A 24,342-nucleotide genomic window follows, 5' to 3' on the forward strand; every position below is an offset into this window, starting at 1 on the left:
CCGGATCGCCCTGCGCGCGTCCGAAACCTAACTCGCCGCCTTGAGCAAACGGTCTGCGGCCGCCCTCGCCTCGGCCGTGATCTCGGCGCCGGCGAGCATGCGGGCGATTTCCTCGCGGCGGTGGTCGGCGGCGAGCGCGTTGACGCGGGTGGCGACGCGCTTGCCCTTGTCCAGTGCATCCTTGGAGATCAAGAGATGCTGGTCGGCACGGGCGGCGACCTGAGGAGCATGGGTCACGGCCATCACCTGCACCTTGCCGGCAAGGCGCGCCAAACGCCCGCCGATGGCATCGGCGACCGCGCCGCCCACGCCGGTATCGATTTCGTCGAACACCAGGGTCGGCGCCGAGCCCCGATCGGACAGCACGACCTTGAGCGCCAGGAGGAAGCGCGAGAGCTCGCCACCGGAAGCGACCTTCATCATCGGGCCCGGCTTGGTGCCCGGATTGGTCTGCACCCAGAACTCGACGCGATCGAAGCCTTGCGGACCCGGCGCGGCCTCGTCGGTCGCGACCTGGGTCATGAATTTGGCGCGTTCGAGCTTGAGCGGGGCGAGCTCGGCATTGACGGCCTTGTTGAGCTTCTCGGCCGATTTCTGCCGCGCTGCCGAGAGCTTTTTGGCAGCGACCGCATAGCGGCCATCGGCCTCGATCGCGGCCTGCTCCAGCCTCTTCAGGCGCGAGGCGCCGGCATCGATCAGCACGACGTCGGCGGCGTATCTGGCGGCAAGCGCCGCCAGGCCATCGACCGGCGTCGAATATTTGCGCGAGGCGGCGCGCAACGCGAACAACCGCTCCTCGATGCGTTCGAGCTCGGCCGGGTCGAAATCGGTCGCGGCCAGGGCCGCCTGGAGATGCTGGTCGGCCTCCTCCAGCGCGTTGATCGCGACATCGATTGCTTTCACCGCGGGCTCGACCAGCGCCGGCGAGTTGACGCCGCGGCGCTCCAGCCGGCGCACGGCGGCCGAGAGCGCCGCAACCGGCGAATGATGGCCGCCGACCACCTCCTGCGCCTCGCGCAGATCGGAGGCGATCTTCTCGCCCTGCATCATGGTGGTGCGGCGCGAGGCGAGCGAGGTCTCCTCGCCGTCCTTCGGCGCGAGCTGCTTCAGCTCGTCGGAGGCGTGGCGCAAATAATCCGCCTCGCGCGCGGCGCGCTCCATGCCGGCGCGATGCTCTTCCAGCTCGGTGTTGGCGGTGCGGCGCGCGTCCCAGAGGGCTTCGACGGCTGCGACGTCCTTCTCAAGGCCTGCAAAGGCATCGAGCAGGCGGCGATGGGTGGCGGCATCGACCAGCGCGCGCTCGTCATGCTGGCCGTGGATCTCGACCAGGGCGGCGCCGACCGCCTTCAGCGTCTGCACACTGATCGCCTGGTCGTTGATGAAGGCCCGGGTGCGGCCGTCGGCGAGCTGGACCCGGCGCAAGATCATTTCGCAAGATTCTGCAAAACTCGCGTCGTCGAGCCCGTTCTCGGCCAGAATTTTCGTCGCGGGATGATTCTTCGGGATATCGAAGACGGCGGTGACCTGCCCTTGTTCCGCGCCATGGCGCACGAGGCCGGCGTCGCCGCGGCCGCCGAGCGCCAGCGCAAAGGCATCGAGCAGGATGGATTTGCCCGCACCGGTCTCACCGGTCAAAACCGCGAGTCCGGTGGCGAATTCGATATCGAGCCGTTCGATCAGGACGATGTCACGGATCGACAGACGCGCCAGCATGGAACCAGATTTCCTAGCCGAGACCTAGAGGCCAATCTTCTTGAAGGTCTGGCTGATCCAGGACCCCTGATTCTCGCTCGGCTCGAGACCACCGGATTTTACAAGATTATAGGCGTCCTTGTACCACCGGCTGTCGGGAAAATTATGCCCGAGCACGGCGGCGGCGGTCTGGGCCTCGCCGACGATGCCGATCGACATATAGGCTTCGGTGAGACGGTAGAGCGCCTCCTCGACGTGACGCGTGGTCTGGTACTGCGTCACCACGGCCTTGTAGCGGTTGATCGCGGCCGTGTAGTCGCGCTTCCCCATGTAGTAGCGGCCGACATTCATTTCCTTGCCAGCGAGCTGGTCGCGCGCGCCCTCGATCTTGGCCTTGGCGGAGGTCGCGTATTCGGACGTCGGATATTTGCGCACCACCTCTTCCAGCGAGGCGATCGCCTTCTCGGTGCGCGCCTGGTCGCGGCTGATATCCGGGATCTGGTCGTAGTGCGAGGCGGCGATCAAATATTGCGCGTAAGCGGCGTCCGGGCTGCCCGGATGCAGGGTGACGTAGCGGGTGGCAGCGCCGATGCAGCTGTCATAGTCGCCGCCCTGGTAGGACGCGTAGGCCGACATCAGCAGCGATTTGCGCGCCCAGTCGGAATAGGGATGCTGGCGGTCGACCTCTTCGAACTTCTTGTTCGCCGCCTTCATGTCCTTCTTTTCGTTCATGAGGTACAAGCCCTCATTGTAGATCTTGTCGGCAGGCTCCTCGACGAAGGTGTCGTCCTTGGCGGTGAACTTGTCCCAGAGCGAGCCGGTGCCGCAGCCGGCCAGCGGCAAGGCGAGCAGGAAGAGCGTTGCGACCTGAAGCAGCCCACGGGCTCGCGGTGAAACCAAGAGATATCCGCGCGTCATACGCTGTGCCGACATGAATTTAAGACCTGACGCCCTGTGATGCGGTGCCCGCCAGCCCGTGATCCCCGTCACAGGCGCGAAATGTAACCGTGGTGCCTGCCATGCGACCACGTCGGTGTAACCGAAAAACGATTGTTAACCTATCGGATAGGCAGGCATTCCGCCCGGATTAAGGCGAAAACGCCGCAATCCTAGTCGATCATGGTTACCAGGAGTTTCCCGGAGACAGCGCCGTCCGGCCGCCTGCCTCAGTAAGCCTTCAGGACACGTCCGGCCCGTAGGCCGCGGCGATCCGGCCGCCAACGATACCACTGCCGATCTCGACCACGCTACGCGTGGTGCGGCGGGCTGCCTCGCCCTCGACCACCCGCCAGGCGGTACGGTCGGCGAGCAGCGCGGTCAGGACGGCATGGTTGAGCTTGTGGCCGCCACGCATCGAGCGATAGGCGCCGAGCAGCGGCAGCCCGGCCAGCGCGAGATCGCCGATGACGTCCAGCACCTTGTGGCGGGCGCATTCGTCGGCGTAACGCAGGCCCTCAGGATTGAGCAGCCGCTCATCATCGAACACGACGGTGTTGTCGAAGGAGGCACCGCGCGCATAGCCGGCGCCCCACAGCCGTGCTTGGTCGCACATCATCCCGAAGGTGCGAGCCCGGGCAACTTCGCGCCGGAAGCGTTCCGGGCTGAGCTCAAGCGTGTAATCCTGCCGGCCGATCACGGGATTGGTGAAGTCGATTTCAACCTGGGCGCGGAAACCGTTAGCGTAGGGACGCAATTCGCCAAAGGAATCGCCGATTGCAGCCGAGACCGGCCTCAGGACCTGGATAAACCGGCGCTGCGCCGGCTGGGTGACGATGCCTGCCTGATCAATCGCCGCGACAAAGGCCGCCGCGCTGCCATCCATGATCGGCACTTCCGCGCCGTCGATCTCGATGGTGGCGTTATCAACACCCATTCCCCGCAGTGCAGCAAGCACATGCTCGGCAGTCGAAATCAGCGGACCATCACGGTCGCCCAGCACGGTCGCGAGATCCGTCGCAACTACGTGCTCAGCAGTCGCCTGAACCTCGCGGTCACTTCCTTCGAGTCCGGTGCGGACAAAAATAAAACCTGCATCGACAGGTGCAGGTCCAATCGTGAGGGTCACGGGAAGTCCGGAATGAACGCCGACGCCGGCCACGGTGGCTTGCGCACGAAGCGTTGTTTGCCGGCTAAACTTCATCAGGAACCGCCCCACTAAGACCCACTGCGACTTATACAAATCCGACTACCGGCCAAGGCCGTCCGAATCTCGTATCCCCAAGTCACGGCAAACCATAGTCACTGCCCTAAACAGCGCCAACTCACGCTTTTTTACCGATTGTTACCCCAAACCCGCCGTATTCGCGCCAAGGCTTAACCAAATTGCGCCGGTGTTTGGGACGGTTATCGGCAGCTTTACTGAAGCACCGAACAAGTAATTAATGATTTAAAATCAGTTGCTTGAATGCGCAATCCGGATATGCACGGGACAAAAGGAAAGGTCCCGGCAAGCTTCCCGCCGGGACCTTTTTGCGTCTGCCTTATTGTAACAATCCTCAGGTCGCCTGCCGCCGCAGGAAGGCCGGGATATCAAGATGGTCGTCTCCCTGTGGCGCCGGCGCAACAGGTGCGGGGCGGCCATGGGCGTCGAGACCCTGCGGCGCGGGCCGGCGGGCATATTCCGACACCGGTTCGCTAGCGGCGATCTGCTGCTGCACCGTCCGCTGCGGCTTGCGCTCGGGCAGCGCCGGCATGGCGGGACCGGCGGTGCGGGCGGCGATCGGGGCCTCGGTCTCCTCGTCGCGACGGCCGAGGCCGACATTGGCAAGGCGCTGGAGCAGCGACAGGCGGGTCTTCTGCGGCGTTTCCTCCTCGACCTCGCCGCGCGCCTGACGCAGCTCGGCCTGGGCCGGCATCGGCAGCTCCTCGAGCCGCGGCATGCGCGGGGCGCGGGCCGGGGCACGCTCGGCCTGCGGCGGGATGAAGGTGTCCGGCGTCATCGGCTCATGCATGGCGAGCGGCGCCTGCTCGGGCTCCGGAAACAGCGTGGGCTTCTGCGCGATCGGGCGTACGGTGACGTCGCCATAGGTCTGCATCGGCGCGGGCGCCTGCGGGACTTCGGAAACGGCAGCCGCTATGGCGGCAAGCGCCGCACGCTCGACATTGGGACGCGGTGCGGCAGCGACGGGCGCGGCGGCCGGGATCTGCGCTTCCAGCTTCTGGGCGCGCTCGGCCATGCGCTGGTTGTCGGCGCGGAGGCGCGCGGTGAGGTCGGCGAGACGGCTCTCGGCGGCGGCGGCCGGAGCAGCGGGAGCCTGCTGCGCCTGCGGCGCGGCGTTCGCGACCGGAGCGGACGTCGCCTGGCTGTTGCGGGCGATCGCCGCCTGCTCGATGCCGGTGGCGACGACCGAGACGCGGATCAGGCCGTCGAGGGCTTCGTCGAAGGTCGCGCCGACGATGATGTTGGCGTCCTGGTCGACTTCCTCGCGGATGCGGGTGGCGGCTTCGTCGACCTCGAACAGGGTGAGGTCCTTGCCGCCGGTGATCGAGATCAAGAGGCCCTTGGCGCCCTTCATCGAGCTGTCGTCGATCAGCGGGTTGGCGATCGCGGCTTCAGCAGCGGTCAGCGCGCGCTTGTCGCCGGAGGCTTCGCCGGTGCCCATCATCGCCTTGCCCATTTCCCTCATCACCGCTCTCACGTCGGCGAAGTCGAGGTTGATCAGGCCTTCCTTGACCATCAGATCGGTGATGCAGGCCACGCCCGAGTAGAGCACCTGGTCGGCCATCGCGAAGGCGTCGGCGAAGGTGGTCTTCTCGTTCGCGACCCGGAACAGGTTCTGGTTCGGGATGATCAGGAGCGTGTCGACGACCTTGTGAAGCTCGTTGATGCCGGCTTCGGCGGTGCGCATGCGGCGGCCGCCCTCGAAGTGGAACGGCTTGGTCACGACGCCGACGGTGAGGATGCCCATGTCGCGCGCGGTCTTGGCGATGACGGGGGCAGCGCCGGTGCCGGTGCCGCCGCCCATGCCGGCGGTGACGAACACCATGTTGGCGCCCGAGAGATGGTCGCGGAGCTCGTCGATGACTTCTTCCGCGGCGGCAGCGCCGACGTTCGGCTGCGAGCCGGCGCCGAGGCCCTGCGTCACCGCGGTGCCCATCTGCACGATGCGCTGCGCCTTCGACATCGTCAGCGCCTGCGCGTCGGTGTTGGCGACCACGAAGTCGACGCCCTGGAGGCCGGCCGTGATCATGTTGTTGACGGCGTTGCCACCGGCGCCGCCGACGCCGAACACGGTGATGCGGGGCTTCAACTCGTGAATATCAGGAACGTTGATGCTGATGGTCATGTTTGCCTCTCGATCACGCGCGCGTGGGTTCGCCCCGGCCTGCGGCCGCGGGAGTTGGTGAAAATCGACAATTGCGGAAAGCGGTCATCAAAAGCCCTCGCGTAGCCATCGTCCGACCTTTCCGAAATAACCGCCCGTTCCTGTCCTGACCTGCTGCCGCGTATGCCGCGGTTCGACATGTTCGTGGTGAACATATTGCGGGTAGACGAGAAGTCCGGCCGGCACCGCGAACGCGGCGTTCTTCGCCTCGTTGGGCAGCCGGCCAAAACCGAGCGGACGTCCGACCCGCACGGGCCGGCCGAGAATCTGGGTGCCGAGCTCGACGAGGCCGGTGAGCTGCGAGGCGCCGCCGGAGAGCACGACACGGCCCTTGGGCTCTGCCGCGAAGGGCGAATCCTTCAGCTTGTCCCGAACCATTTCGAAGACTTCCTCGGCACGATGCTTGACGATGTTGGCGATGGTGGCGCGCGAAACGATCTGCGGCAGATCCTGGTCGTCACCGGCCGTCGGTACAGACATCAGCTCACGCGAGTCCGATCCGCCGGTGATGACGGTGCCGTATAACGTCTTGATTCGCTCGGCATCGGCAATGGTCGCCGAGAGTCCGCGCGCGAGATCCATCGTGATGTGTTGCCCGCCGACCGCAAATCCGGCCGCGTGCACGAAGCGGCCGCCGGAATAGACCGCGATCGTGGTGGTGCCCGCGCCCATCTCGACCACGGCGGCGCCGAGATCGGCCTCGTCGTCGGTCAGCACCGACAGGCCGGCCACATAGGGGCTTGCCGCCATGGCTTCGACGTTGAGATGGCAGCGTTCCACTGCCAGCATCAGGTTCCGCGCCACGGTGGCGTCGCAGGTGACGACGTTCATGTCGACGCCGAATTGATGCGCGACCATGCCGCGGGGATCGCGGATGCCCTTGACACCGTCGAGCGTGTAGCCGACCGGCAGCGCATGCAGCACGGTGCGGCCCTCGCCGGTGGCGTGGCGCATGCCGGTGGAGGTGACGCGGCTGACATCGGCCGGCGTCACCGCGCCGCCACGGATGTCGGCTACGGCCTCGACCAGCTGGCCCGCGAGCCGGCCGCCGGAGACCGACAGCAAAACGGACTCGACCCGCACCTTGGCCATTTTCTCAGCAAGCCCGACGGCCTGGCGCACCGCCTGCTCGCATTCGGCAAGATCGACCACCGCGCCGGCCTTCATGCCGCGCGACTGGATCTGGCTGTAACCGATCAGCTCCACCGCGTGGGTACGGCCGCCCAGGGCCTCGCTCGGCGCCGACGGCTTCAACCGCGCGATCATGCAGGCGATCTTGCTGGTGCCGATGTCGAGGCAGGCAACGAGGCCGCCACGCTTATGCGGCATCGGGCGCGTCTTCGGCGTCTGGGTGCGATCAAGACCGGTCATGCGGCGTCCCCGGCCTTCTTTTTCTTCTTGTCCTTGAACAGATCCTCGCGCGCCTTGGCGGCGTCGTCGGACAGCTGCACCACCAGACGGTCGGGCAGGCGCATGTCGATCGCGACGATGTCCTTCGAGAACAGTCGGTCGTCCTTGTCGAGCTTGGAGAGCGCGGCGAGTGCGTTGCCGACGTCCTGCTCGGGCAGGCGGATGTCGAGGCCGTCCTTCAGCCTCAAATTCCAGCGCCGCTCACCGACATAGATCGCGGCTTTGGTCACAGAGTTCACCTGCGGGTAGCGGGCGAGCAGCGCGAGGAAGTCGCGAGCCTGGGTGTCGGCGCCCTTCCCGACCACGAGCGGCAGCGACAGGAACCGGCGCGAGACATAGGGCTCGAGCAGCGCGCCGTCGTCGGCGATGACGGAGAGCCGGCCGGCCTCCTGCCACAGCGCGAACGCCTTGCGCTCGATGATCTCGATCATGAGCTGGCCCGGATAGAGCTTCAGCACGGTCGCGTCCGCAATCCAGGGATTGGCCTTGAGCTTGTCGCGGACGTCGTCGGCATCGAGGAACAGCAGCGAGGAGCGGCCGCTGACGCCGCCGATCGCGAGGATCTCGTCCTGGCTGAGCTGCTTGCGGCCGTTGATCACGACCGAGGTGATGCGGAAGCCGGCCGAATTGGCCATGGCGTTGCGCGCGTCGCTGACCGCGGTGATGAAATCCTGGAGATGGCCGCCCTTGACGATGCCGAGGCCGCAGCTGCCGATCAACAGCAGCACGGTCATGCTGATCCCGACCCGGCGCGGCAGATAGCGCTCGACCAGCGCGATCAGGCGCGGCGGCGGCTCGCGCTCGACGACGGCCTTGGCCTTGATCCTTTGCCTGGCAGCAGCGCGCGTCTGATCGCGCTTGGCGTCTCGCTTCTCTTGCACCCACTCGCGCAGAAGCACGACCGCTCCGATAGCGGCCGCCTTCAGGTCAGCTTGGGGCCTCAGCGATCTCAAAAACGACCGGGTGAGGCTTCCTGCACCATCCATTGCACGAGCTCGTCAACAGTTTGCCCGCGACATCGCGCGGGTCCTGGCGAACATGACGTCTCGGACGTGCCGGGCCGGGTAATGGTCTTCGGCAGAAGAAACCGCTCCCCTTCAAAGCGTTCGCCGGTCGGGGACAATCCGAAACGGCTCACGCGCCGGCAGCCAAAACGCCATATGCGCCGCCAGCGTTAACCTTCGGACTTCCTGGTAAACAAAAGGTAAAGTTCGTTAACGAAGAATGCTTTTTGCCCAGCTCTCTGAGGCAGTTATGCCACGATGTCCGGTATTTTACCGGCTTTGGGCACCAAACCGGCCGTTTTCGCCCTCGCAGCCGTTAACCAATCCTAACTATTTCTGTACCCGCCGCACCGCCAGCTCGATCAGGTCGCGGAGGAAGTCGACGAATGCGATGCCCTCGGCTTTCAGCGCCTTGGGGTAGAGCGAGGACTTGGTCAGCCCGGGCAGCGTGTTGGTTTCGAGATAGACCAGCCCCTTCTCCGAGACGATGAAGTCGGAGCGGGAATAGCCGGTGCAGGACATCGCGCGATGCGCCAGCATCGCCTCGGTCTTGAGCGCGGCGGTGACCTCGGCGGTGAAGCGGCCCGGACAAATCTCCTGTGTCGACTTCAAGAGATACTTTGCGGCGTAGTCGAAATTGCCCTCACCGGGAATGATCTCGATCGGCGGCAGCGAGATGATCGATCCGTCGGTGCGCTCCAGCACGCCGCAGGTCGCCTCGACGCCGGCGATGTAGGGCTCGATCACATACTCTTCGTGCTTGGAGGCATTGCGGACGGCGACGAGATCCTGCTTGGCGTTGACGAAGATCAGGCCATAGCTCGATCCATCGCGCGCCGGCTTTGCGATCAGCCGTCCATATTCGGCGAAGGCATCATCGATATTTTCCAGCGCGATGCCCTCAGGCGGCGTCACGCCACCGAGCGCGGCAAAGCGCTTGGCTGCGATCTTGTCGAAGGCGAGATGCGAGGAGGCCGAGCCGGAGCCTGTGAACGGCACGCCGCGCGCTTCACACATCACCTGCAATTCGCCGTTCTCGGCGCACCCGCCATGCAGGCTGAGCACGAGGACGCGGTCTTCCGCCTTGGCCTTGTCGAGCGCCTGCGCCAGCGGAATGCCTGATGTGCCCGGCTTGAACTCGTCCTCGAAGGGCCGAGAATGTTCGAGCAGCTGCCTGGACTGCACGACGTGCACCTTGTCCTCGACGTCCCACCACCAGAGATCGGCCTCGGGCAGCACCTCGTGCAGCGCCTGGGCCGAAGCGACGGAAACCAGACGCTCCCGGTTGGAGCCGCCAAAGAGGATGGTGGTGCGCATGTTCTCTCGTCCCCTGTCCTGGTTAGCCGGGAATTCCAATCCGCTTGATTTCCCAGTGCAGCTCAATTCCGGAATTCGCCTTGACCCGTTCGCGCACGGTCTCGCCCAGCGTCTCGATGTCGTGCGCGGTGGCATCGCCCGTGTTGATCAGGAAGTTGCAATGCATCTCGGAGACCTGCGCACCGCCGACGCGCAGGCCGCGGCAGCCGGCGGCATCGACCAGCTTCCAGGCGGAATGGCCGGGAGGATTCTTGAAGGTCGACCCGCCGGTCTTTTCGCGGATCGGCTGCGCGGTCTCGCGGTGGGTCTGCACCTCCGCCATCCGCGCGCGGATCGCATCAGTACCCCTGATCTCGCCGCGAAAGCGTGCGGAGGTGAAGATGATGGAGGGATCGACACCGCTGTTACGGTAGACGAATTTCATGTCGGCATTGGAGAAGACGTGCTTGGTGCCGTCACGGCCGACGCCGCGCGCCTCGATCAGAACATCCTTGGTCTCGCCGCCATTGGCGCCCGCATTCATGCGCAGCGCGCCCCCGATCGTGCCGGGAATGCCGAAGTAGAATTCGAGCCCGCCGATGTTGGCAGAGGCCGCGACCTCCGCGACGCGCTTGTCGAGCGCGGCCGCACCCACGGTGACGACGTCGCCGCTCGCAGTGGCCTCACCGAAAGCGCGCGGCGCGAGCCGGACCACCACGCCCGCAATGCCGCCATCGCGGACGATAAGATTCGAGCCGACACCGACGACATAGACGGGGATGTCGCTGGCCAGATGCGCGAGGAAATAAGCGAGATCATCCTCGTCCGACGGCGTGAACAGCACCTGCGCCGGACCGCCGACGCGAAACCAGGTCAGCTCGGCCAGCGACTGGTTGGCCAGCAGCCGCCCCCGCAGCTCCGGCATCGCGGCTTTGAGCTCGGGTGTGATGTCGGGGAAGCTCATGGCGCGCCGACGGGCATGCGAGCTGAATTGAGATTGCGTCGTGCGACGTTGTCCGCCGATGCCCGGGGCTTACCCCTCTCCCCAACCCTCCCCCGCAAGGGGGGAGGGAGCCTGACCAGCGTGCTCACCTCAGACAGCGTCACAGCTGCGCTCTGATCCTTTGCGAGAGTCAGGGAGGCAACGGCGGATGGGTTCCCTCCCCCCTTGCGGGGGAGGGGTAGGGAGGGGGGTAGCCACGAACTCAGACCTCGCCCGGGGTCACCCCTCTCCCCCGCCCTCCCCCGCAAGGGGGGAGGGAGCGCAGTTTGCCGTGTGGCTGTCTGTGAGACTCTCATCAGAGCCCTACCCCAGCGCCTTCAACTGGTCCGGCAGCGCATACGCCCATTGCGTGATGTTGCCGGCCCCCAAGCACACGACGAGATCGCCAGACTTCGCCACGCCCATGACAATTCCGGCGAGCTCCGTCGCCCCCGGCAGCGGGATTACCTCGCGGTGACCATTCGCACGCAGGCCCGCGACGAAATGATCGCGGTCGATCCCATCGATCGGCGTCTCGCCGGCGGCATAGACGTCTGCGACGACCACTGCATCGGCATCGTTGAAACAGGTACAAAACTCCTCGAACAGCGATTGAAGGCGGGTGTAGCGATGCGGCTGTACCACGGCGATGATCTTGCCGTTGGTGGAGTCCCGCGCTGCCTTCAGCACGGCCGCGATCTCGACGGGATGATGGCCGTAATCGTCGATCACGGTGACGCCGTTCCACTCGCCGGTCTTGGTGAAGCGGCGCTTGACGCCGCCGAAGCCGGCGATCGCCTTGCGGATCGCGTCATCTGAAACGCCAAGCTCGCGCGCGACCGCGATCGCAGCCGTCGCGTTCGAGGCGTTGTGACGGCCCGGCATCGGCAGCATGAGATCGGCGATCTCGTGCACGGCGCCGGTCTTGCGATCGCGGAACGCGACCTTGAATTTCGAGCCACCGCCCATTGGCGTCAGGTCGAGCAGCCGCGCGTCGGCCTGCGGATTTTCGCCGTACGTAATGATGCGGCGGTCCTCGATCTTGCCGACGAGGGTCTGCACCACGGGATGGTCGATGCACATCACGGCAAAGCCGTAGAACGGCAGGTTCTCGACGAAAGCGCGGAAAGCGTCCTGCACCGCCTCGAAGGTCTTGAAGTGGTCGAGATGCTCGGGATCGACATTGGTGACGATCGCGACATCGGTCGGCAGCTTCAAAAACGTGCCGTCGCTCTCGTCGGCCTCCACGACCATCCAGTCGCCGGCGCCGAGACGCGCGTTGGAGCCATAGGCGTTGATGATGCCGCCGTTGATCACGGTGGGATCGAGCCCGCCGGCGTCGAGCAGCGTTGCGACCATCGTGGTCGTCGTGGTCTTGCCGTGCGTGCCGGCAATCGCGACGCAGCTCTTCAGCCGCATCAATTCGGCCAGCATCTCGGCGCGACGCACCACGGGAATGCGCCGCTCCCGCGCCGCCATCAATTCCGGATTGTCGCGCTTGATCGCGGTGGACACGACGACGACCTCGGCCCCGTCGACATTCTCGGCCTTGTGGCCGACCGAGAACTCTCGCACCCTTCTTGCGCAGGCGGTCGAGATTGTAATTGTCGGAGGCATCCGAGCCCTGCACGGCATAGCCGAGATTGACCAGCACCTCGGCGATGCCGCTCATGCCGATCCCGCCGATCCCGATGAAGTGGATGGGTCCGATCTCGCGCGGCAGTCTCATGCTCTATCCCGTCGTTCCGTCGTCATGCCCGGGCTTGTCCCGGGCATCCACGAATCTTTACCACTTCTTGCAAGACGTGGATGCATAGGCACTCGGTATACCGAGTGCCGTCACTTTTAAAAGAACCAAGTCGGATAAATCCGACTTGGTTGGACAAGCCCGGCCATGACGGCAAAAGTAGGAAATTTGGCGGGTTTCGCGTCAGATTCCCGCGACTTTGACCACCAGATCGGCCAGCCGCTCGGCGGCATCGAGCCGGCCTGCTTCCTTCGCCGCCGCAGCCATGGCGGCAAGGCGCGCCGGCTCGGCCGCGAAACCGGAGATCTCTGCGGCGAGACGATCCGAGGTGAACTCGGTCTGCGGAATGCGAATGGCGCCGCCGACCTTGGCCAGCACGCCGGCATTGGCGAACTGGTCCTGGTCGATCGCGCCCGGCAGCGGCACCAGGATCGAAGGCCTTCCGATCGCGGCAAGCTCGGCCACCGTACCGGCGCCGGAGCGCGACACCACCAGATGATTGGAGGCGAGCCGCGCCGGCAGATCCGTGAAGAACGGCGCCAGCTCGGCCTTGATCTTGAGCTTGTCGTAAACCGCGCGCACGCGCGCCATGTCCTCGTCGCGGACCTGTTGGGTCAGGACCAGCCGGCTCCACAGTGCCGGCTCGAGCCGCTCGATCGCACCGGGCACGGTATCGGCCATGATGCGCGCGCCCTGGCTGCCGCCGACGACGAGCAGGCGCAGCGGGCCGTTCGCTTCGGGTGCGGCATATGGCACCGCCGCCGCAGCGAGGACCGCCGGCCGCATCGGCGTGCCGACCGTCGTGGTCTTGGCTGCCAGCGTCGGATCGCGGTCGAGCACGCCCGGCAAGGATGTTGCGATGGCGCGGACACGGCTCGACAGAAACCGGTTGGCGCGGCCGAGCACAGCATTGGCGTCGTGGATGATACCAGGCACGCCCGCGAACTTTGCCGCAACCAGCGGCGGCAATGTCGGATAGCCGCCGAAGCCGATGACGGCAGCGGGCTTCAATCGCTTGATCAGGCGGTAAGCAGACAGCGTGCCAGTGGCGAGGGTGAGGCCGGCATAAGCGAGCTGGACCGGATTGCGGCCGCGCGCCGTCTCGCTCGCGACGACGTCGATCATGTCCTTGCTGAACAGCCCGCTGTAGCGCAATGCGCGCTCATCCGTCACGAGGCGCACGCGAAAGCCACGCCGGATCAGCTCGACCCCGAGCGCCTCGGCCGGAAACAAATGACCGCCGGTGCCGCCCGCGGCGAGAAGAATCAAGGGGGAATTGTCCATGAGTGCCCTTTTACAGAGCCTCCGCCGTCATTGCGAGCGCAGCCGGCCAAGCTGCCTGCCCCTCATCCTGAGGAGCGCGGAACGCGCGTCTCGAAGGATGAAGGCCCGGCCCGAATTTCCACTTGGGCCTCGCCCTTCGAGACGCCGCGCAGAGCGCGGCTCCTCAGGGTGAGGATCACGCGTAGCTGCGCATCGCCTCGGCATGGCCACGGGCCTCGACCTCGGTGCGCGGGCGCAGCCGCGTCAGGGCCAGCATCATGCCGACGCCGTAAGCCAACGACACGATCGAGGATCCGCCATAGGAAATGAACGGCAGCGTCATGCCCTTGGCAGGGATGAGCTGGAGGTTGACCGACATGTTGATCGCGGCCTGCACGCCGAACAGGATCGCGAGACCCGAGGCCGCAAAGCGCGAGAACATGTCTTCATTGGCATAGGCGCGCGACAGCGTACGAATGACCACGAAGGCGAACAGCATCACCATGGCGAGGCACAGGATGATGCCGAACTCTTCGGCGGCGACCGCGAACACGAAGTCGGTGTGGCTGTCCGGCAGGCTGCGTTTCGCGATCCCCTCGCCCGGTCCGAGGCCAAACCAGCCGCCGTTGTAGAAGGCCTCCATCGCGGTATCGACCTGAAACGTGTCGCCGGAGGCCGGGTTCATGAAGCGCTTGATGCGGCCCGCGACGTGCGGGACGAACAGGTAAGCGCTGAACAGGCCGGCCGCGGCCGCACCGGCCAGGCCGAACACCCAGATCATTCGCATGCCCGCGATGAAGAACAGCGAGCCCCACACCATCAGGATCAACATGGTCTGACCGAAATCCGGCTCCATCACCAGCAGCGAGACCAGCATCAACAGCAGCACCAACGCCATCGAGGTCGCCGGCATCTCCGGCCGCTTGGTCGATTCCGCGAACAGCCAGGCCGCGATGACGACGAACGACGGCTTTGCGATTTCGGAGGCCTGGATGTTGACGCCGAGCAGCGTGATCCAGCGCCGCGAGCCCTTGACCTCGGGGCCGATCGCGAGCGTCACCACGATCAGGATGATGCTGATCGTGAAGATGATCAGCGCGCTTCGCCGGATCGCGCGCGGCGACAGGAAGGAAACGCCGAGCAGCACCGTGAAGGACGGCAGTAGGAACATCACGTGCCGGCTGAAGAAATGGAAGGGATCGAGCCCGATGCGGGTCGCGACCGGCGGGCTCGCCGCCAGCGACAGGATGACGCCGGTCAGCATCAGCACCAGGATCGCGCCGAGCAGCGGCTTATCGACGGTCCACCACCACTCGGTAAAGGGGGTGCGTTCTTCACGGGAGAGCATGGGCGGCCGCTTTCGGACAGAGGTCTGTCCATTGGTCGCCGAGGTTGGTTACCGGGGGGTTAAGGAATTGCGGATGATTGGAGATCATCCCCGCTGCCATCACACAACACACTGTCATGCCCCGGCTTGACCGGGGCATCCAGTACGCCGCGGCCCCTCGGCTCAAGCACGGCTTCTGGAATACTGGGTCGCCCGGTCAAGCCGGACGACGACAGCGGAGCAAGGGATAGCCGCTTGCCCTCACACCACCGGCTTCACACCCGGCAGCGCCTGCACCAGTTCGCGGAACTTGGTGCCGCGGATTTCGAAGTTGCGGTACTGGTCGAAGGAGGCGCAGGCCGGCGACAGCAGCACGACCGCGTCGGTGAGACCTGAAGCTTCCGCGTCGCGTGCCGCGTGCTCGACGGCGACATCGAGCGTCTGGCTGATCTCGTGAGCCACCGTCCCGAGCGTACCTGAAAATTCCTGCGCGGCTTCGCCGATCAGATAGGCCTTGCGGATGCGCGGGAAGAAGGAGGTCAAGCCAGTGATGCCGCCCGCCTTCGGCTTGCCGCCCGCGATCCAGAAGATGTCGGCAAAGGACGACAGCGCATGCGCGGTGGCGTCGGCGTTGGTGCCCTTGGAGTCGTTGACGAACAGCACGTTGCCGCGGCGGCCGACCTGCTCCATGCGGTGCGCCAGGCCCGGAAAGCTACGGAGGCCGTCCTGCAGCACGTCCAGGCTGATGCCCATCGCAAGCGCGGCGGCGGCCGCGCAGGCCGCGTTCTGCGCATTGTGCAGGCCGCGCAGCGAGCCGATGCCGCCGAGTTTTGCAACCTCGCTCCTGGCGCCGCCCGCGGTACGCACGATGGTGCCATGCTCGACATGAATGCCGCTCGCCAGCGGATTCCTGACGGAGATCCGCACCACGTTCTTGCCGGCGCGGTCAAGCCGGTCGGCGATGTCGCGGCAATAGCCGTCATCGACACCGACGATCGACGTGCCGCCTGCTTGCACGCCCGCAACCAGGCACTCCTTCACCGCAGCGTAATGTCCGATGGTGCCGTGACGATCGATGTGATCTTCGCTGACATTGAGCAAGATGCCGACGGAGGGATCGAGCGAGGGCGTGAGGTCGATCTGGTAGGACGACATCTCGATAACGTGGACGCGGCCCATGCGCGGCGGCTCCAGCGACAGGATCGCGGTGCCGATATTACCGCCCATCTGGGAGTCGTAGCCCGCAACCTTTGTGAGATGCGCGATCAAAGCCGTGGTGGTCGACTTGCCGTTGGTGCCGGTGATCGCAATGAACGGCGCGTCCGGTGCGTGCCGTCGGCGCTCACGGCAGAACAGTTCGATGTCGCCGATCACCTCGACGCCGGCCTCGCGCGCCTTCAGCACGCTCCAGTGCGGCACCGGATGGGTCAGCGGCACGCCGGGCGCGAGCACGAGCGCGGCGAAATTCGACCAGGAGATGTTGCGCAGATCTGCGGTGATGAAACCGGCCTGCGCGGCCTTGGCGACGTTGTCGGCATTGTCGTCGGCGGCGATCACTTCGGCGCCGCCGGCTTTCAGCGCGTGGCAGCAGGCGAGCCCCGAGCCGCCGAGGCCGAACACCGCGACCGTCTTGCCGGCGAAGGATGTAATCGGGATCATCGCGGTACCGTCAGCGCAGCTTCAGCGTGGAGAGACCGGCGAGTGCCAGCATCACCGAGATGATCCAGAAGCGGATCACGATCTGCGGTTCGGTCCAGCCGAGCTGCTCGAAATGATGATGGATCGGCGCCATGCGGAAGATGCGCTTGCCCGTGAGCTTGAACGAGACCACCTGCACGATGACGGAGACCGCCTCCAGCACGAACAGGCCGCCGATCACAGCGAGCACGATCTCGTGCTTCACCGCGACCGCGATCGCCCCCAGCATGCCGCCGAGCGCGAGCGAGCCGGTGTCGCCCATGAAGATCGAAGCTGGTGGCGCATTGAACCAGAGAAAACCGAGGCCGGCGCCCAGCAGCGCGCCGCAGAGCACCGCAAGCTCGCCGGTGCCGGCGACATATTTGATCTGGAGGTAATCGGCGAACACCGCGTTGCCGGCGAGATAGGCGATCATCGCAAAGCTCGCGGTCGCGATCATGACGGGCACGATGGCGAGGCCGTCGAGGCCGTCGGTGAGGTTCACGGCATTGCCGGCGCCGACGATGACGAAGGCGCCGAATACGATGAAGAACCAGCCGAAATGCAGCACGGTGTCCTTCAGGAAGGGAATCGTCAGCGCGGTCGACGCAGGATCGCGGTTCAGCCGCACCAGCGCATAGCAGGCGACCAGCGCGATGATCGCCTCGATCAGCAGGCGAAGCTTGCCGCCGAACCCGCTCGTGGTCTGCTTGGTCACCTTGAGGTAATCGTCATAGAAACCGACGAAGCCGAAGCCGAGCGTCACCGCCAGCACGATCCAGACATAGGGGTTGAGCGGATTGGCCCACAGCACGGTGCCGACCGTGAGGCCGGACAGGATCATCAGCCCACCCATGGTGGGCGTGCCCTTCTTGGCCAGATGCGATTGCGGACCGTCGGTGCGGATCGGCTGGCCCTTGCCCTGGCGGATGCGCAGATGATCGATGATCCAGGGCCCGAACAGGAACACGAACAGCGCGCCGGTGACGACGGCGCCGCCGGTGCGGAAGGTGATGTAGCGGAAGACGTTCAGAACGGTGCGCACTGCACCGAAGCCCGGAAATGTGTTGGAGAGCTCGATCAGCCAGTAAAACATTCAGACGGTCCTATGGCGCCTTTCGCACGCAGGCTTTTTCAGACGCAGATTTCGCCTCACGCGCATTCCCTGGTCTTCATCATGGGGCGGGCGACCTCCAAGAAACTTACGGCAAGAAACTTGACGGCAAGAAACCTGACCGCAAGACGCCTGCCGGCTTGGCGCCGCAAAACGGCGGGATTCGGGAACAGCGCCTTCCAAGCAGTTTACGCCTTTGCCTGCAAGGCGGCCACTAGGCCCGGCACAAACTTGTTGACCCAGAACATCTTCTTGCTGCCCTTGACAACCACGACATCGCCTGCCTTCAGCATGCTTGCGACCTCGCCCGGCTTCAGCGTGGCGGGATCGTGGTGCCAGCCGAGCCCTTTGCCGGCGGGAAGCGCGTCATAGAGGTGCCGCATCAGCGGCCCGACGCAATAGATGCCGTCGATGCCGTCGAGATGCTTGGTCAGCGCCGTGTGGTAGCTCGGTGCGTCGTCGCCCAGTTCCAGCATGTCGCCCAGCACCGCAATGCGGCGGCCGCCGGTCATGTTCCGCGCCTGGAGGCTTTGCACCGCAGCAGCGACGCTCGCGGGATTGCCGTTAAAGCTGTCGTCGATCACGGTCACGCCGCCGACTGTCTGCTCCACGCCGCGGCCGGTCATGATGCCGACGCGATCGAGCTTGATCGCAAGCGTCGCAGCATCGAGATGCGCGGCATGAACCGAGGCGAGGGCGGCGAGCGCATTCTGCACGCGGTGCGGTGCGCCCGGCGTGAGGCTGAACGCGATCTCCTTCTTGCCGATCGCGGCCACGACCTGCCAGCTCTCGCCATGCGGCGCGTGCGCAACCTCGTGCACCTCGGCCTTCTCGCCGAAGCGCACCACCTTGCCCTTCCAGTCGGGCGCCTTGATCCCGGCTGGCAGCACCAGCACGCCATCTGAGGGCAGGCCGAGCGCGATCGACACCTTCTCGCGGCGGATCGCGTCGAGCGAGCCGAGCTTTTCCAGATGCACCGGCTGGACATTGACGACGAGCGCGACGGTCGGCCGCGTCAATTCGCTGAGCCGCGCGATCTCACCGGTCTGATTCATGCCCATCTCGACGACCCAGAGGCTGGCATCGGGCCGGGTGTTGCACAGCGTCAGCGGCACGCCCCAGAAATTGTTGAAGCTCGACGGGCTCGCATAGGCATTGGGATAGGCCGCCAGAAACTCCTTGGTGCTGGTCTTGCCGGCACTGCCGGTCAGCCCGATCACCGGCCCGTTGAAACGCGCGCGTGCGGCACGCGCGAGGCCCCAGAGGCCGTCGATCAGCGTGTCCTTCACGACGATCTGCGGAATGCGAACGCCCGCGACCTCGTGCGGCACGATCATCGCCACCGCGCCTGACGCTTCCGCCTTGTCCGCGAACTCCCAGCCGTCGCGCGCGCTGGCGAAGGCCGAGATGAAGCCGCCGCTCGGCGTGCCGCTCAGCGCCACGAACAGGCTGCCCGGCTTCACCAGGCGACTGTCCTGGGTGACGAAGTCGATCGGCGTGTCCGGGAATGAGCCGGTCGCGCCAAGCGCGCGCGCCACCTCGGCAACCGTCCATAGTGGCCCGCTCATGCGACCCTCGATGCTAATGCGGCGGCAACCGCCTCGTGATCACTGAACGGCAGGACCTCGCCGCCGACGATCTGCCCGGTCTCGTGGCCCTTGCCGGCGACGAGCAGCGCATCGCCATCTTCCAGTTCCGCGATCGCAGCGCGGATCGCGGCCGCACGGTCGCCGATTTCGCGCGCGCCCTTCGCGGTGGCGAGGATCGCGGCGCGAATGGCTTCCGGCTTCTCGCCGCGCGGATTGTCGTCGGTGATGATGACGCGATCGGCATTTTCAGCCGCGATTTCGCCCATGATCGACCGCTTGCCGGCGTCGCGATCGCCGCCGGCGCCGAACACGACGATCAGCCTGCGCTTTGCGTAGGGCCGCAGCGCCTGCAACGCCTTCGCCAGCGCATCGGGCTTGTGCGCATAGTCGACGAAGATCGGCGCGCCGTTGCGTTCGCCAACCCGCTCGAGCCGGCCCTTGGCGCCCTCGAGATGTTCGAGGCTCGCAAACACGTTGGCGGCATCGCTGCCGGTGCCGATGGCAAGGCCGGCCGACACCAGCGCGTTCTCGATCTGGAATTCGCCGACCAGCGGCAGCCGGACTGCATAGCGCTTGCCACGATGCTCGAGCGCCAGCTTTTGCGAGAAGCCTTCGACCACGGCCTCGGTGAGGCGAATGCCCTCGCCTGCCCCGTCGCCGTGACGGCCCACCGCCATCACGCGAAGGCCGCGCGTCGTCGCAGCGTCGATCGCCTCCGCCGAGCAATCATGATCGGCCGAGATCACCGCGGCGCCACCGGGCGGAACAAGTTCGCGGAACAGCCTGAGTTTTGCTGCGAGGTAATGCGCGACGGTCGGATGGTAATCCATGTGGTCGCGCGAGAGATTGGTGAAGCCGCCCGCGGAGACGCGCACACCGTCGAGGCGATATTGATCGAGCCCGTGCGACGACGCTTCGAAGGCGAGATGCGTCACGCCCTCGCGCGCGATCTCATCGAGTTGCCGGTGCAGCGCAATCGGATCCGGCGTCGTCAGCGAACCGTAGACGGTGCGTTTCGGCGAGACGAGGCCGATGGTGCCGATGCTGGCCGAGGCATGCCCCAGCCGCTCCCAGATCTGGCGCGTGAACGCGGCAACCGAAGTCTTGCCGCTGGTTCCCGTCACCGCCGCAATCGTCGCAGGCTGGGCCGGGAAGAATCTCGCAGCAGCCAGTGCGAGCGCGCGGCGCGGATTGGCGACAGGGACGAACGGCACCTTGCAGCCATCGGGCGCATGATCGCCGACCACCGCCACCGCGCCGGCTGCAATCGCAGCATCGATGAAGCGCGCACCGTCGGTCTTGCTGCCGGCCAGCGCAAAGAAGAGATCGCCCGGCTTGACCACGCGGCTGTCGAGCGCAACGCCGCTCAGCTCGAGCGCCGCAACAGCGGGCTCGATCGCGGCATCGTTGCCCAAAACGTCCTGACCCAAGAGTTCACACAGCTTCATGGTCTTCCAGTCGACATGCCGCGCCGGAAAGCCGAATCGTCAGGAAAAGCCGAATCAGCACCGGCGAGGGCCACCCCAGTTGATTACTGGGTTGCCCTGGATGCTGCAAGAATAAGGCGGTCCGCGGGCGGCAGGTCGAAACGGGGCTCGATCCCGAGCAGCGGCCCGATACGGGTAATGACGTTGCCTGCGGTGGGAACGGCGTTCCAGCCTGACGTGATGAAGCCGTAGGTTTCCTTCAGGGCCTGCGGCTCGTCGAGCATGATCAGGAGCTGATATTTCGGCTTGTCCGCCGGCAGGATCGCGGTGAACGCGGTCAGCACCCGCTTCTTGGCATAGCGGCCGTTGACCACCTTTTCTGCGGTACCGGTCTTGCCGCCGATATAATAGCCCTTCACGTCCGCCTTGCGCGCCGTGCCGATTTCCGCATTTAGCCGCATCAGGAAACGCATCTTGTCCGACGTCTCGGGCTTGATGACGCGCCTGGCGATCGCCCGCGCCTCCTCCTCGGAGCGCTTGAGGAAGGTCGGGGGAATCAGCAGGCCGCCATTGGCGAGCGCGCTGACGCCCATCACGGCCTGCAACGGCGCGACCGCCATGCCGTGGCCGAATGCGATGGTGATGGTGTTCAATTCGCTCCAGCGCCGCGGCAGGATCGGCGAGGCGCTCTCCGGAAGCTCGGTGCGCAACCGATCGAGCTGTCCCATTTTGCGCAGGAACGCCTTGTGGGCTTCCACTCCCTGCGACAGCGCAATCCGCGCCGCGCCGACGTTGGAGGAGAAGGTGAAGACTTCTTTCATGTTCAGGAAACGGCCTTTCGGCTCGTCGTCATGAATCGCGAACTTGCCGTAGTGCAGCGGCCCGCGCGCGTCCCACAGCGAGTCGAGACCGTACTTGCCGGTGTCGAGCGCCATCGCGAGGGTGAATGCCTTGAAGGTCGAGCCCATCTCGTAGACGCCGGTGGTCAGGCGGTTGATGCGGTCCGGGTCGTGCGCTTCCTTCGGATTGTTCGGATCGAAATCCGGCACCGAGACCATCGCGATGATTTCGCCGGTGTTGACGTTGGTGACAAGCCCGGAGGCCGCCTTGGTGTGGAACTTCTCCTTGGCCTTGAGCAGCTCATCGCGCAGCGCGTGCTCGACGCGCAAATCCACCGACAGCTCGATCGGCTTTTGCAGGCGATCGGTGGCAAAGCCCGCGCGGTGGAGATCGGCGAGCCCGTTGTTGTCGAGCCACTTCTCCATGCCGGCGATGCCCTGGTTGTCGATGTTGACCAGACCGATGAGATGGGCGACCTCGTTGCCGGTCGGATAGACACGCTTGTTCTCGCGCAGAAAGCCGATGCCGGGAATGCCGAGCTTGTGGATGTCCTGCTGCTGCTTCGCCGTGATCTCGCGCTTCAACCAGACGAACCCCTTGCGCGTCGACAGGCGGTCGCGCACCTCGGCTTCGTCGAGGTCGGGTACCGTCGCGGTCAGAAGCTCGATCGCCTCGTCCTTGTCGATGATGCGGCGCGGCTCGCCGAACATGCTGGCCGCCTTGACGTCGGTCGCGAGGATCGCGCCGTTGCGATCGACGATGTCGGGCCGCGCGGTCGCAACCACCTCCTGCGAGGCAGCCCGACGCGCGCTATGAGCGTCGGCACCGATCGCGAACATCACGAGCCGGCTGCCGATCAGGGCGTAGACCAGGGCGAAGGCGAGCATTGCGAGCCCGACGCGCGCGCGCGCCTTCACGGCGCGATCGACGTTGCGCCCGTAGAGCAGACTGCGGATCAGCCGCTGCCGCCACGGTTCCGTTGGCTTGACCGGAGGCGTACCGCTCATTGCTTGTCCTCGGGCTGGGGCACGGAGCCCGTCACGCTATCCGGATCGCTCGCGGCTTCGATGGTGTTGATCATGGACCCGATCGGATCAGGCTCGCCCGGCCTGAACATCCGCGGCGGACGGTCCGGCAGGTTCTTCAATGAATCATATTGCGTGCCGTTGACGGGCTTGAGCGGCAGATGCCGCTCGACGAGACCCTGCAGGCGCAGGGGCGCATCGAGCTTAGCCCATTGGGAGCGCAGCTGCGCGATCGCGTCGCGCTGCTCGCGGATCTCCGCGTGCAGCCGCAGCACCTTCTCGGTGCGGGCGGTGGAGTCCATCTTGATCCGGTAGACATAGGCGGCCGCGAAGATCAGCGCGCCGATGACGAGAAGGTGGATGAAACGCATGTGCTAGCCGCCCCTCATCACGTCGGAGAGTTTTGGCCAGGACGACGGCTCGGCATCGTCATGCGCCGGCGCCGAAGTGCGCTCGGCGGCGCGCAATTTTGCGGAACGGGCACGCGGATTGTGCGCAAGCTCCGCCTCGCCGGCGATTACGGGCCGCCGCGTCAAAAGCCGGAAGCTCGGCGCGCCTTGCGCCACTTCCGGCAGATGGCGCGAGCCGCCGCCAGTCTTGGCGCGCTCGGAGAGGAAATTCTTGACGATGCGGTCTTCCAGCGAATGGAACGAGACCACGACCAGACGGCCGCCCGGCTTGAGCACGCGCTCGGCCGCCGCCAGCGCGGTCTGGAGCTCCTCGAGCTCTTCATTGACGAAGATGCGCAGGGCCTGGAACGTCCGCGTCGCCGGATGAATGTCGCCGGGCTTCGAGCGCACCACCCTGCCGACCAGATCGGCAAGCGCGCGCGTGGTGGTGAACGGCGTCTCCTGCCGATCAGCCACGATGGCGCGAGCGACGCGGCGCGAATGCCGCTCCTCGCCGAAGAGATAGATGATGTCGGCGAGATCGCTTTCCGAGGCGCGCGCAACGACGTCAGCAGCCGTCGGCCCCGACTGCCCCATGCGCATGTCGAGCGGACCGTCGAGGCGGAACGAGAAGCCGCGGCCGGCCTGGTCGAGCTGCATCGAGGACACCCCGACATCCATCACGACGCCGTCGACCGCGTCGACGTCTTGCGCGGCGCAGACCTCGGCGAGATGCGAGAAGCGGTCTTCGACCAGCGTCAGCCGGCCGGCCGCGCGCGCGACCAGCTCGGAACCGCCGGCAATCGCCGTGCGGTCGCGGTCGATCGCGATCACGCGGGTTCCCGGCACGTCGAGAATCGCTCGGCTGTAGCCGCCGGCCCCAAAGGTGGCATCGACATAGATGCCGCCCTCGCGCGGCGCGAGATGCTCGATCGCCTCGCGGCCAAGCACGGGAATGTGCGGCGCGTCGCTCATGCGTCGCGCCTGCCGAACGTGCAGGTAAAGTCGGGGGCGAAGCAGCCCATCACGCCTCGAATAATTCCGCGTCGCGGCGGTTCCACGACCCAACCCCTCTCCAGCATACTTGCCAGCATGCGCGCCGAGCCCGGTCGTCCCAGGTGGCAACCCCGGTGCTCCCAGCGGAATATGTCGGGCAGCCATGGGATTTCGAGCCAAAATCGCTTCTGGCCGCCTCAGGACGCGGGTCGGCTCTTCACCCCTCAGTAACGGCCCTT

17 protein-coding genes and 1 pseudogene are annotated in these 24,342 nt (G+C 65.8%); all 18 read right to left on the minus strand.

Annotation, left to right across the window (positions count from 1 at the left end):
• Nucleotides 1-27: 27 nt before the first annotated feature.
• Nucleotides 28-1,713 carry a DNA repair protein RecN gene (gene recN, locus ACP2YP_RS30460; RefSeq protein WP_426419919.1) on the minus strand — a complete coding sequence of 562 codons (1,686 nt, stop codon included), beginning with the start codon at nt 1,711-1,713 and terminating at the stop codon, nt 28-30.
• Nucleotides 1,714-1,737: 24 nt separating this feature from the next.
• Nucleotides 1,738-2,625: an outer membrane protein assembly factor BamD gene (locus ACP2YP_RS30465; RefSeq protein ID WP_426419920.1), complete on the minus strand. Its 888-nt coding sequence runs from the start codon at nt 2,623-2,625 to the stop codon at nt 1,738-1,740.
• A 244-nt stretch (nt 2,626-2,869) separates the two neighbouring features.
• Nucleotides 2,870-3,832 carry a UDP-3-O-acyl-N-acetylglucosamine deacetylase gene (lpxC, locus tag ACP2YP_RS30470; RefSeq protein ID WP_426419921.1) on the minus strand — a complete coding sequence of 321 codons (963 nt, stop codon included), beginning with the start codon at nt 3,830-3,832 and terminating at the stop codon, nt 2,870-2,872.
• A 355-nt stretch (nt 3,833-4,187) separates the two neighbouring features.
• Nucleotides 4,188-5,978 carry a cell division protein FtsZ gene (gene ftsZ, locus ACP2YP_RS30475; RefSeq protein WP_426419922.1) on the minus strand — a complete coding sequence of 597 codons (1,791 nt, stop codon included), beginning with the start codon at nt 5,976-5,978 and terminating at the stop codon, nt 4,188-4,190.
• Between the two features lie 87 nt (nt 5,979-6,065).
• Entirely contained in the window at nt 6,066-7,388 is a 1,323-nt protein-coding gene (ftsA, locus tag ACP2YP_RS30480; RefSeq protein ID WP_426419923.1) for a cell division protein FtsA, read from the minus strand.
• Complete coding sequence (locus ACP2YP_RS30485) at nt 7,385-8,413, minus strand: cell division protein FtsQ/DivIB (RefSeq protein ID WP_426419924.1); 1,029 nt, start codon at nt 8,411-8,413, stop codon at nt 7,385-7,387. The genes ftsA and ACP2YP_RS30485 overlap by 4 nt, the downstream gene beginning before the upstream one ends.
• Nucleotides 8,414-8,761: 348 nt before the next feature.
• Nucleotides 8,762-9,748: a D-alanine--D-alanine ligase family protein gene (locus tag ACP2YP_RS30490; protein WP_426419925.1), complete on the minus strand. Its 987-nt coding sequence runs from the start codon at nt 9,746-9,748 to the stop codon at nt 8,762-8,764.
• A gap of 22 nt (nt 9,749-9,770) precedes the next feature.
• On the minus strand, nt 9,771-10,691 hold the full coding sequence (gene murB, locus ACP2YP_RS30495; protein ID WP_426419926.1) for a UDP-N-acetylmuramate dehydrogenase: 921 nt from the start codon (nt 10,689-10,691) through the stop codon (nt 9,771-9,773).
• A gap of 342 nt (nt 10,692-11,033) precedes the next feature.
• A pseudogene (murC, locus tag ACP2YP_RS30500) lies at nt 11,034-12,438 on the minus strand (UDP-N-acetylmuramate--L-alanine ligase).
• Between the two features lie 201 nt (nt 12,439-12,639).
• The gene (gene murG / locus ACP2YP_RS30505) at nt 12,640-13,740 is read right to left on the minus strand and encodes an undecaprenyldiphospho-muramoylpentapeptide beta-N-acetylglucosaminyltransferase (protein ID WP_426419927.1); all 1,101 of its coding nucleotides are present in this window, start codon (nt 13,738-13,740) and stop codon (nt 12,640-12,642) included.
• Nucleotides 13,741-13,915: 175 nt separating this feature from the next.
• On the minus strand, nt 13,916-15,067 hold the full coding sequence (gene ftsW / locus ACP2YP_RS30510; RefSeq protein ID WP_426419928.1) for a putative lipid II flippase FtsW: 1,152 nt from the start codon (nt 15,065-15,067) through the stop codon (nt 13,916-13,918).
• A gap of 240 nt (nt 15,068-15,307) precedes the next feature.
• Nucleotides 15,308-16,705, minus strand: coding sequence for a UDP-N-acetylmuramoyl-L-alanine--D-glutamate ligase (gene murD / locus ACP2YP_RS30515; protein WP_426419929.1), 1,398 nt, complete (start codon nt 16,703-16,705; stop codon nt 15,308-15,310).
• 10 nt (nt 16,706-16,715) lie between these two features.
• Nucleotides 16,716-17,819 (minus strand): phospho-N-acetylmuramoyl-pentapeptide-transferase, encoded by a 1,104-nt coding sequence (mraY, locus tag ACP2YP_RS30520; RefSeq protein WP_426419930.1) that lies wholly within the window; start codon nt 17,817-17,819, stop codon nt 16,716-16,718.
• 206 nt (nt 17,820-18,025) lie between these two features.
• Nucleotides 18,026-19,405: a UDP-N-acetylmuramoyl-tripeptide--D-alanyl-D-alanine ligase gene (locus ACP2YP_RS30525; RefSeq protein WP_426419931.1), complete on the minus strand. Its 1,380-nt coding sequence runs from the start codon at nt 19,403-19,405 to the stop codon at nt 18,026-18,028.
• On the minus strand, nt 19,402-20,874 hold the full coding sequence (locus tag ACP2YP_RS30530) for a UDP-N-acetylmuramoyl-L-alanyl-D-glutamate--2,6-diaminopimelate ligase (RefSeq protein ID WP_426419932.1): 1,473 nt from the start codon (nt 20,872-20,874) through the stop codon (nt 19,402-19,404). The genes ACP2YP_RS30525 and ACP2YP_RS30530 overlap by 4 nt, the downstream gene beginning before the upstream one ends.
• Before the next feature lie 83 nt (nt 20,875-20,957).
• The gene (locus tag ACP2YP_RS30535; protein ID WP_426419933.1) at nt 20,958-22,700 is read right to left on the minus strand and encodes a peptidoglycan D,D-transpeptidase FtsI family protein; all 1,743 of its coding nucleotides are present in this window, start codon (nt 22,698-22,700) and stop codon (nt 20,958-20,960) included.
• Nucleotides 22,697-23,089 carry a cell division protein FtsL gene (gene ftsL, locus ACP2YP_RS30540; protein ID WP_426419934.1) on the minus strand — a complete coding sequence of 131 codons (393 nt, stop codon included), beginning with the start codon at nt 23,087-23,089 and terminating at the stop codon, nt 22,697-22,699. Before ftsL ends, ACP2YP_RS30535 begins: the two co-directional genes overlap by 4 nt.
• Nucleotides 23,090-23,092: 3 nt before the next feature.
• Nucleotides 23,093-24,082 carry a 16S rRNA (cytosine(1402)-N(4))-methyltransferase RsmH gene (gene rsmH, locus ACP2YP_RS30545; RefSeq protein ID WP_426419935.1) on the minus strand — a complete coding sequence of 330 codons (990 nt, stop codon included), beginning with the start codon at nt 24,080-24,082 and terminating at the stop codon, nt 23,093-23,095.
• Nucleotides 24,083-24,342 lie beyond the last annotated feature (260 nt).

This window comes from Bradyrhizobium genosp. A (genome assembly GCF_049949275.1).
Classification (GTDB): domain Bacteria; phylum Pseudomonadota; class Alphaproteobacteria; order Rhizobiales; family Xanthobacteraceae; genus Bradyrhizobium.